Genomic DNA, 8,422 nt, shown 5'->3' on the forward strand with positions numbered 1-8,422 from the left:
CAGTGGCGAGCTTATGGATCTGGAGACGGCGAACCCCACCGTTATCGAGCATTCGCGCAGGCAGTGGCAAGGTCTCGCAGCCACCATGCGTGCACGTCAGCTCACCTCCCGACCAACCGATGAGCGGTTGGTTTGTGCGCGGGTATTTGGTGCGTGAACCTGAGAGCGTGATTGAGCAGGCGGCTTCTGCTGACTGAGTAGCGGCGGTGGCGGCGAATGTCGGGCGTGTTGACACGCCCGACATCGAGGTGGATGACGGCGCCTTGGGTGGTGGCGAGCGTGGGCGGTTCGGTGTTGTTGCGGTGTACGCCGGGGGCGAGGACGTCGCGGAGCGGGGTGTGGGTTGCTTCCATTGCGACGTAGCGGGCTGCTTGTACTGCGGAGGCGTGGACTTTTTGCCAGTCGATGGTCCAGCCGGAGGATTTGAGGAGTTCGTCGAAGAAGACTCGTTGCGTGCGAGAGTTGCCGTCCCGGAACGGGTGCAGGACAGTGGTTTCGCCCCAGTGGTAGGCGAGTCGGTCGACGGCGCGGTCTTTCGGGAGTCCTTGGGGGAAGTTGTCTTTGGCGATTCCGCGGAAGATGAACGCTGCTTGGTTTTCGATGTGTTCGGATCGGCAGTGTGGGAGGTTCATGCCGACGGCGCCGGTGTCGCGGGTGCCGGCCCAGTCGTAGACGTCTTGGAGGATGAATTGGTGAATTTTTTTGAGGTGGTCGAAGTCGAAATTGCCTGGGATGGGCTGTGTTTCGAGTTGCAGGATTCGCTGGTAGGCGGCTGCTCGTTCGTCCTCGAGGAGTGCTTGTGGGTCGGTGTGCCCGAGTTTGTTGATCAGGACCCCGGTGTCGGGGTCGACGTACGGGTCTTTCAACTGCGGGCAGCTCGGCGGCGGCGGTTTCCGGCGAGGACGAGTGCGACTGCTTCGTCGCCGGTGATTTCTCCGCGTAGTTGCCGGCGTCCGATTTCGATGTCGTAGTCGGTGGGTTCCATGCCAGCCATGCGGTGGCCGGCGGTGGCGGCGGCGATGGCTCGGTCGATTTGGGCTTCGGTCATGTGCGATTGTGCGTTGCGTGCAGTGGTCACCGGTGCTCCTTCGTCGACTCGGGCGAGCGTGGCGGTGCGCAGGGGGAGTTGCGCACCGTTGTCTATTCTACCTGATCATTGCCTGTTTCCTGCGGTCAACAGCCGTTGTGGGGCGGTGCCTGAACAGGGTGTTTCGGTTTCGTGCGGCGGCCTTGTCGATGCGCTCCTCGAAGGTGTCTGCGAGGGTTGGAAGCAGTTTGGCGTGTCGTGAGTAAACGTGATCGAATGTGTGTTTTTCTGAGTGGGTGAAGTTGGCTGAGTGGGCGCGTTTGCAGGGTGTGCATCCGCAGACTGCGTATCGGTGGTTCCGGGAGGACCGGATGCCGGTGCCTGCTCGCCGTCTGGAGTCGGGCACGATCTGGGTTGATGCTGCAGGGTCGGCGACGCCGGGACGGGTGGTGGTGTATGCGAGGGTTTCCTCGCATGATCAGCGTGGCGATCTGGACAGGCAGGTCGCCCGGTTGGCGGAGTGGGCTACCAGTAACGGCCATCAGGTGGGTGAGGTGGTCACTGAGGTCGGGTCTGGGTTGAATGGGAAGCGGCCGAAGATCCGACGGGTTTTGTCGGACCCCTCTGCGAGTGTGGTGGTTGTGGAGCATCGCGATCGTTTGGCCCGGTTCGGTGTTGAGCATCTAGAGGCTGCTCTGTCGGCGCAGGGCCGACGGATCGTGGTGACCGATGAGGGCGAGACTGAGGACGATCTGGTGCGGGACATGATCGAGGTGTTGACGTCGATGTGTGCCCGCTTGTATGGGCGTCGCGGGGCGCGGAACCGAGCGATGCGCGCGGTCACCGCGACCAAGCGCGACGATCCGGTCGAGTCGGTGTCCTGATGGCTCGGTTCGAGGTCCCCGAGGGCTGGACGGTGCAGGCGTACATGTTCGCGCTCGACCCGACCGCGGCTCAGGTGCGAGCCTTCCGATCGCATGCAGGTGGTGCGCGCAAGGCGCACAATACGATGCTCGCCCTCGTGAAGGCGGTGATGGATCAGCGGGCCGCGGAACGCTCTTACGGCATCGCAGAATCGGAGTTGACGCCGTCGTTGAACTGGTCGCTGGCAGGGCTGCGGAAACAGTGGAACGCCCGCAAGGACGCGGCTGCTCCGTGGTGGGCCGAGAACTCCAAGGAGGCGTACAACACCGGCCTTGATGGGCTTGCTCGTGGTCTGAACGCCTGGTCGGCAGTCGAGAAGGGTGAGCGTGCGGGGAAGGCGGTCGGGTTCCCGCAGTTTAAGACCGTCAGGTCGCGGCGGTCGGTGCGGTTCACCACCGGCGCGATCCGCGTCGAGGCATCGCGGCACCATGTCACCCTCCCGCGGATCGGGCGGGTCAAGACCCACGAGTCCACGAGGAAGCTGGCCCGCAGGGTCGAGGTCGGGACGGGTCGCATCCTGTCCGCGACCGTGTCCGAGGATGCGGCGGGCCGCTGGCGCGTCGCCTTCCAGGTGCTGGTTCAGCGTGCCGTAGCGGTGCCGGGTCACGTCGGTGCCGGGGAACTAGTGGTCGGTGTCGACGTCGGTGTGAAGGCCGATTCCCTGCTTGTGGTTGCGACCCCGGACGGCCGGGAGGTAGCCCGAGTTCCGGCCCCGAAGTCACTGACCGCGGCCCAATCGAGGTTGCGGGCGCTCCAGCGTAGGGCCGCCAGGCAGCAGGGGCCATATGACACGCAAACGCAGACGAAACAGACGCCGTCGAAGCGATGGGCCCGGCAGCAGCGTCGGATCAACCGCACCCACGCCCAGGCCGCAGCAATCCGCCGCGACGTCCTCCATAAGCAGACCACCAGACTCGCGCAGCGGCACCAGGTGATCGTCGTGGAAACACTCAACGCCTCCGGTATGCGCAGCGCCGGAGGTAGGAGGAAGAAGGGCCTGAACCGGGCTCTGGCCGACGCAGCGCTCGCCGAGATCCGCCGGATGCTCGGCTACAAGACCCGCTGGTACGGCAGCCATCTGGTGGCGGCCGACAGATGGTTCGCTTCATCGAAGACGTGCTCGGGGTGTGGTGGGCGAAAGCCAAGTCTGTCCCTCGCCGAGCGCACCTATGTGTGTGAGCACTGCGGCCTGGTCATCGACCGTGACCTCAATGCCGCGATCAACCTCGCCCGCCTCGGCGGCACCCTGCACGCGGGTCAAACGAGGACCAGTACCGGGAGTAGCCCGGCCGCCGCCGCCACGGGTGGAAACGGACGTGGAGCCACGCAGGAGACCGAGACCACGCAAGTGGTCAACGCAGCAGGCCGTGAAGCGTCAACCCGGCACAACACCAGCAACGGTGTCGATCCGACCGGGACTGCCTCACCGCAAGGCGAGGCTGCCTAATGCTGAGCACACTCACATTTGCTCACCACAAGGCAACGGGTCAAAACAGGGTGTTTTGGGTTTGTGAGGCGGCGTTGTCGGTGCGTTTCTCGTAAGCGGCTGCGAGGGTTTGCGCGGCGGTGGGGCTGCATCCCATTTCGGTGCCGACCTCGTCCCAGTCGGCTCCGTGGTGGTGCAGCTGCCAGGCGTCGCGTTCGTCATCGGTCATGGTCGATTCTCCTTGCCGGTTGGAGCTTTTCGAAGTTTGGCGGCTTTAGCGAAGCTGTAGACGGATGCGGCGAGGGCAATGATTCCGGCAGTGATCATGTGTTTGGTGCCGATGGTGAAGTCCAGGGCTGCGACGGCGAGGGCGGTCACTCCGAGGATGCTGTGCCGGATCACTCCTGGCCTGCTGATTCGCTGATCTGGCTTGTCTGGAGTGTTCATGCTCGGCCTTCGCGGATGGCTGCGAGGCGTTGGGAGGCTGCGCGGCGTTCGTGGCCGATGCTGAGCAGGTGCTCGAACAGTTGGTCTTCGGGGAGTTCTTCGGCGGCTTGGGCGAGAGAGCGTGCTGCTTCGCGGAATCCGCGGCGGTATGCCTGGGTGAGGACTGCGGAGATGTTGTGCTCGAGTTCGGTGGAGGGGACGCCGATGGTGGTGATGTCGGTGAGTGCTTTGGTGAGCTGTTTCCCGAGGTGCCCGCTGGTGCGGCCTTCCTGCTGCAAGGTGGTGAAGACGTGGGCACTGTTGTGGGGCTTGCCGGCCTCTACGAGTTCAGAGATGGCGGTGAACAGTGCCGCGTTCACGGGTCGGTAGAAGTCTGCGCTGGTCAGGGCTGCGACACGCGGGTTGGGGAGCTGGCGCCAATCTTGGCTATCGCCCTGTCCCGACTCCGAACCGATCTGCTCGACGGGGAGGAAATGAGCGACGGATTTCATCCACAGGCGTGCACTCACCATGGATACGGTCTCGAGTAATTCCGTCTGGTCCGATGGCAGGCCGTCGCGGTAGTCGCGTGCGGCGGCTGACTCCAACGATTGTTGGGCTGCTGTGCTCCGCAATCCGTAGACCGATCCTGCAGACAATGCGGATCCGGTGTCGAGACTGTTTTCAACTCCGCCACTATCACCGACGTATCGAACGTCTGCGAGTTCTGGCGTAGCGCCTGCGTGAGCCACGACAAACGCACACCCTCGTGAGTGGCGTCGCGAGGGTCGATACGCACGTCGTGCGCGATCGCCGTTGCCTGCTTGATGCAGTAGCGCAGCCACATCTCGTTCATTCGCGGATCGTCGATCCCGAGGGCCCGCTTGTCCGCCCCCGCCATGTCCATTCTCGGCCCGAACTGGCCGCCACCCTCATCATTCATACCGTCATTATGCAGTTGCCAATGACACAGGTGTCGCATCAGCAACACGGAAAGCATCAGCAACACGGAAAGCATCAGGTAGCAGCAGATAAGGTTCCGGCATGAATGTTCAGGACCGACTTGGCGCATGTTCTCTGTGCGGGTTTCTGCAATGACGACCTGGGCCAGAAAAGGAAGAACCCCCACGACCTAGCTGCCGCGGGGGGAACTTCATGTATTTCCACGAGGGACCTTGTCCTCGTATCTGCCCAAAATGATAGCGGAGAACGGACGAAATGCCAAAGCACGAGACCATCCTGGCGGTCAACCGCCTGATACATCCAGCTCGGTTCGCTACCTACAGGGCGAAATGCGGCAATGACCCGCACAAGGCGTTGGAGCTGTACAAATGGAACCTCGCGCTGTCTTCGGCATTCCAGCCGGTGCTTGCCATAACCGAGGTCGCGTTGCGTAACACGATCAACGAGCAACTTCGAGTGTGGAACCAGAAGCAGACGAATACGCGGACTGGAGGCCAGTGCAGCGCGGACTGGCTCCTCGATCCTGCCAAGCCACTTAACTCGATGACCAACCGCTCGCGAAAAGCCGCCTACAAACACGCCGACGAGGCAGATGGCGCTCGCCACTCCACCCATCCACGCAAGGGCGCTGCCATCTCCCACGACGACCTCCTCGCGCAGCTCACCTTCGGGGTGTGGCCGAAACTGCTGCCAACCAACGACCGGAACGACGCCAACTATGTTGCGCGGCAGATTCTTTGGAATCAGGCGTTGCGGCACGCGTTCCCATACTCGACGGGCGACACCAAAGGCGTCATTCTCTCCTCCCGCGCCCATCGGTTGCACGGACTACGCAACAGGGTCTCGCACATGGAACCTCTTCTGTCGGTGAATATCACGGCCAGACACAACGACGCACTCCGACTGCTGGGGACGATCAGCCCGGAAGTCAGAGATTGGTGCGCCGGACTGAGTCGTGTCATCGAGGTCAAACGTCGCTGCCCGATCGAACTCTAGGATTCGTCCTTCTCATAGACAACGATCACCCCGGATCGCAGGCGGTTCGGGGTGATCGTCGCTACTGTCGGGCGGTTGACCTCAGGCGAGCATCTCCAGCACAGACTCTGCGCACGGGGTGCACGAGTCTTCGCGATGGCGAATGCGTTCGAACTTGCCGGTTACCTGGAAAACCCCGTCGTTGTAGATGACGCGCGAATCGCGCACTGTCCCCTCGACGGGATCGACGATGTCGACCATCGTCCTGCTGACCCCGCTCTCGGTCGGGAAAAGCCACCATGCCTTGTCCCCGGCTTTCCAATGATCGTCCCTGAGCCAGGGTCCTTCCGAACCAAGGGCGTGGATAGCAAATCAACTTCCTGGTCCTTCAGGACCAGGAAGTTGATAGCCGAAGCCAGCGAGCCCGACTGACACCCGAAACGAAGCGCAGCGCCCAGATCGTGGCTACAGACGCCGCACGATCCCAAATCTTCGGACACACGACCCTCTTCGCATACGGGAACGCCCATACCGACGCATTCGACACCACCCGCGTCCGCGCCACCAACCGCGCAACAAGCAACCTCGTCGACGACTCCTACGGCGAAGTCGGCGAGGACACCACCACCTATGCCTACGACAACGCGACCGTGCACTCCCACGACCAAGCCGCAGTGCACGCAACAGACCGCGTCTCGCTCTTCCATCACAGCCCCACCCCGGCCGAGGTAGAGCACGGCGTGACAGTCTTCGGACCGCGGGGCAACATTCGATTGCGGCCGAAGAACACACGGGCCGAATAGTTGGCCATTTTTGCTTCGGTCGCTGTACGTGTCCGCGGCAGTGAGAGAACTTTGCAGCCTGGATGCAAGCCTGTCTGTCGTGGCTAGACCTACTCGCCAAGCCATCCACTATGGATGGCGCGACGGACGAAACCGGTCAACGTGCGCCGAGGATGAGGACTCAAATCGCCCAGCAATGGCAACCAGCGAACCAAACTTGCACCACACTCAACTGACGTTTTGCGCATTTTGCACTTGCAGATCCACCTGGATTCGCGCGTTGATTGATGTTTCTTTCCGCGTCAAATGGATGATTCTGGTTCGCAGCTGTGGTCTCAACCCCCACCCCTGATCAATCCAAATGAATATACCCACAGGTCAGACGTGGTTAGGTAACCTAGGTGGACTAGAGGTGTTAGCTAGTTTAGCGCGCTAAGGCAGGTAAAGTAGCTAACTTGCCTCGCTAACCTAAATCAGGTAGGTAACTGTGCTATGCTCAGTAAATTAACGCGCTTACCTAAATGCGCTAACGCAGCTCGCGAAGCTAACCGAGAGGGACCTTCATGACGCCGAGACGAATAGCCTTCGCCAACCAAAAAGGCGGTGTCGGCAAAACGGCAACCGTCACGGGGTTGGCCAGCGCAATCACCGCGCGTGGTGGACGGGTGCTGATCATCGACATGGACCCACAAGGCAATGCGACAGAAGGGGTGGGTGTGCCTCGCGGCGAAGACCTCGCTGTGTACGAGGGCACCACTTGGGCGCTGTTCATCGAGAGCTCGCAAGGGCGAACCGGCCACGTCGTCGAGCACATACGCCCCAGCAAGTGGGACGGTGTGGATGTCGTCGCGGCCCATATCAACCTTGCGAATGTTGAGCAGGGGGGCGGGCAGGAAACTCCGTGGTACGTCGATCTCGCGTTGGAAGACGCGGATCTGTCCATGTATGCCGCCATCCTGTTCGACTGCCCCCCATCCTTGGGGAACTTGCTCTTCTCTGCCCTCAACACCGTTGATTCCGTCATCGTCGTAACCGAACCGACGGTCGACGGGGTCAAGGGAGTGAAAAGTCTCCGCAAAACCGTTGCACTGGTGCAAAAGCGCCCCAATCCACGTTTGGTGATCGACGGCATCGTCATCAACAAGCGTCGTGCCAACGGGGAGCACGAATTCCGCGAAGAAGAACTTCGCAAGTCATACGGGGACATGGTTGCGCGGACCGTCATCCCGGACTACGTAGCCAGGCAAGACGCGCACAGTGCGCAGATTCCTATTCACCGTCATCGCGGCGGGAAAAGTTTGGCACTGCAAGTCGCCTACGACGACCTACTAGCCGAGCTACCTATTGAAGTATCGACCGTGAGTGCAGGAGTGAAGTGATGGCTGTTCAGCGAGTGTCGGCAGGGTTGGAAGACACCCATCCCGCCGAGCGATTGGGAAGCAGGCCGGCGAAGGTGGGAGGCGGCTCAGCTGCTGCGACTCCGCGTCCAGAGATGCGTCAACCGGCCCCACCGGAAGATCCCCTCGTCCAGTTCAACGTGAATATACATCAGAGCGTCAAAGTGAGATTCGAGAAGGCCGTACTGAAGGCTGGCTACGAAATGGGCGAAAAGATCACCAAAGGTGCGTTGGTGGAAATGGCCCTGTTGCGATATCTGGACGAAAACGACCTGTGACCATTGTTTCTAGAGGGCCTAGCTAGACGCATTAGGGAACCTAGGTCGACTAGAGATCGTGCCGAGTCAAACAAAAAGGGAGCCCCGCCGGATGCACCCGACGAGGCTCCAGACCGGGAACCCCGCTGAAAGGAAAAACCCGATCATGACCGACTTTAGCGTCCGGGCAGCCCGTGTTCAGCTAGGCGCGCTGCTCGCCGCTCTAGCCCTGGCGATCGTCATTG

General features: G+C 61.6%; 13 protein-coding genes. 6 read left to right on the forward strand and 7 right to left on the reverse strand.

The annotated features are described in order from the left end of the window. Positions 1–101: 101 nt before the first annotated feature. Both RhoBH5_RS32000 and RhoBH5_RS32005 read right to left on the reverse strand, forming a co-directional pair. Positions 102–866, reverse strand: a complete 765-nt coding sequence (locus RhoBH5_RS32000) for a Fic/DOC family protein (protein WP_270009563.1) — start codon at positions 864–866, stop codon at positions 102–104. Further along, positions 863–1,078, reverse strand: a complete 216-nt coding sequence (locus tag RhoBH5_RS32005; RefSeq protein ID WP_270009564.1) for an antitoxin VbhA family protein — start codon at positions 1,076–1,078, stop codon at positions 863–865. The genes RhoBH5_RS32000 and RhoBH5_RS32005 overlap by 4 nt, the downstream gene beginning before the upstream one ends. Positions 1,079–1,323: 245 nt before the next feature. Between RhoBH5_RS32005 and RhoBH5_RS32010 the strand changes: the two genes are divergently transcribed. Continuing rightward, positions 1,324–1,911, forward strand: a complete 588-nt coding sequence (locus RhoBH5_RS32010; RefSeq protein ID WP_270009565.1) for an IS607 family transposase — start codon at positions 1,324–1,326, stop codon at positions 1,909–1,911. Further along, the gene (gene tnpB / locus RhoBH5_RS32015; RefSeq protein WP_270009566.1) at positions 1,911–3,398 is read left to right on the forward strand and encodes an IS607 family element RNA-guided endonuclease TnpB; all 1,488 of its coding nucleotides are present in this window, start codon (positions 1,911–1,913) and stop codon (positions 3,396–3,398) included. Before RhoBH5_RS32010 ends, tnpB begins: the two co-directional genes overlap by 1 nt. Before the next feature lie 40 nt (positions 3,399–3,438). On the opposite strand, the gene RhoBH5_RS32020 is transcribed toward tnpB, so the two are convergent. Genes RhoBH5_RS32020 through RhoBH5_RS32035 form a run of 4 tightly spaced genes read right to left on the reverse strand, consistent with a single transcriptional unit; the run spans position 3,439 to position 4,746 of the window. Next, on the reverse strand, positions 3,439–3,606 hold the full coding sequence (locus tag RhoBH5_RS32020) for a hypothetical protein (protein ID WP_270009567.1): 168 nt from the start codon (positions 3,604–3,606) through the stop codon (positions 3,439–3,441). Then, the gene (locus tag RhoBH5_RS32025) at positions 3,603–3,824 is read right to left on the reverse strand and encodes a hypothetical protein (protein WP_270009568.1); all 222 of its coding nucleotides are present in this window, start codon (positions 3,822–3,824) and stop codon (positions 3,603–3,605) included. The genes RhoBH5_RS32020 and RhoBH5_RS32025 overlap by 4 nt, the downstream gene beginning before the upstream one ends. After that, the gene (locus tag RhoBH5_RS32030; RefSeq protein WP_270009569.1) at positions 3,821–4,333 is read right to left on the reverse strand and encodes a DnaB-like helicase N-terminal domain-containing protein; all 513 of its coding nucleotides are present in this window, start codon (positions 4,331–4,333) and stop codon (positions 3,821–3,823) included. The genes RhoBH5_RS32025 and RhoBH5_RS32030 overlap by 4 nt, the downstream gene beginning before the upstream one ends. Next, a complete protein-coding gene (locus RhoBH5_RS32035) occupies positions 4,330–4,746 on the reverse strand; it encodes a hypothetical protein (RefSeq protein ID WP_270009570.1) in 417 nt (138 codons plus the stop codon). The genes RhoBH5_RS32030 and RhoBH5_RS32035 overlap by 4 nt, the downstream gene beginning before the upstream one ends. A gap of 275 nt (positions 4,747–5,021) precedes the next feature. Between RhoBH5_RS32035 and RhoBH5_RS32040 the strand changes: the two genes are divergently transcribed. Continuing rightward, a complete protein-coding gene (locus RhoBH5_RS32040; RefSeq protein WP_270009571.1) occupies positions 5,022–5,762 on the forward strand; it encodes an Abi family protein in 741 nt (246 codons plus the stop codon). An 81-nt stretch (positions 5,763–5,843) separates the two neighbouring features. Here the strand turns inward: RhoBH5_RS32040 and RhoBH5_RS32045 are convergent, their stop codons facing one another. Further along, positions 5,844–6,002: a hypothetical protein gene (locus RhoBH5_RS32045; protein WP_270009572.1), complete on the reverse strand. Its 159-nt coding sequence runs from the start codon at positions 6,000–6,002 to the stop codon at positions 5,844–5,846. Positions 6,003–6,202: 200 nt separating this feature from the next. On the opposite strand from RhoBH5_RS32045, the gene RhoBH5_RS32050 reads away from it, so the two are divergent. The 3 genes from RhoBH5_RS32050 (at position 6,203) to RhoBH5_RS32060 (ending at position 8,198) form a co-directional block, all read left to right on the forward strand. Next, on the forward strand, positions 6,203–6,544 hold the full coding sequence (locus RhoBH5_RS32050; RefSeq protein ID WP_270009573.1) for a hypothetical protein: 342 nt from the start codon (positions 6,203–6,205) through the stop codon (positions 6,542–6,544). 542 nt (positions 6,545–7,086) lie between these two features. Continuing rightward, positions 7,087–7,902 (forward strand): ParA family protein, encoded by an 816-nt coding sequence (locus RhoBH5_RS32055; protein WP_011331202.1) that lies wholly within the window; start codon positions 7,087–7,089, stop codon positions 7,900–7,902. Further along, on the forward strand, positions 7,902–8,198 hold the full coding sequence (locus RhoBH5_RS32060) for a hypothetical protein (protein WP_011331203.1): 297 nt from the start codon (positions 7,902–7,904) through the stop codon (positions 8,196–8,198). The genes RhoBH5_RS32055 and RhoBH5_RS32060 overlap by 1 nt, the downstream gene beginning before the upstream one ends. The last annotated feature ends 224 nt before the right edge of the window (positions 8,199–8,422 follow it).

It is taken from the genome of Rhodococcus sp. BH5 (assembly GCF_027583855.1).
GTDB classification, from domain to species: Bacteria; Actinomycetota; Actinomycetes; order Mycobacteriales; family Mycobacteriaceae; genus Rhodococcus_F; species Rhodococcus_F qingshengii.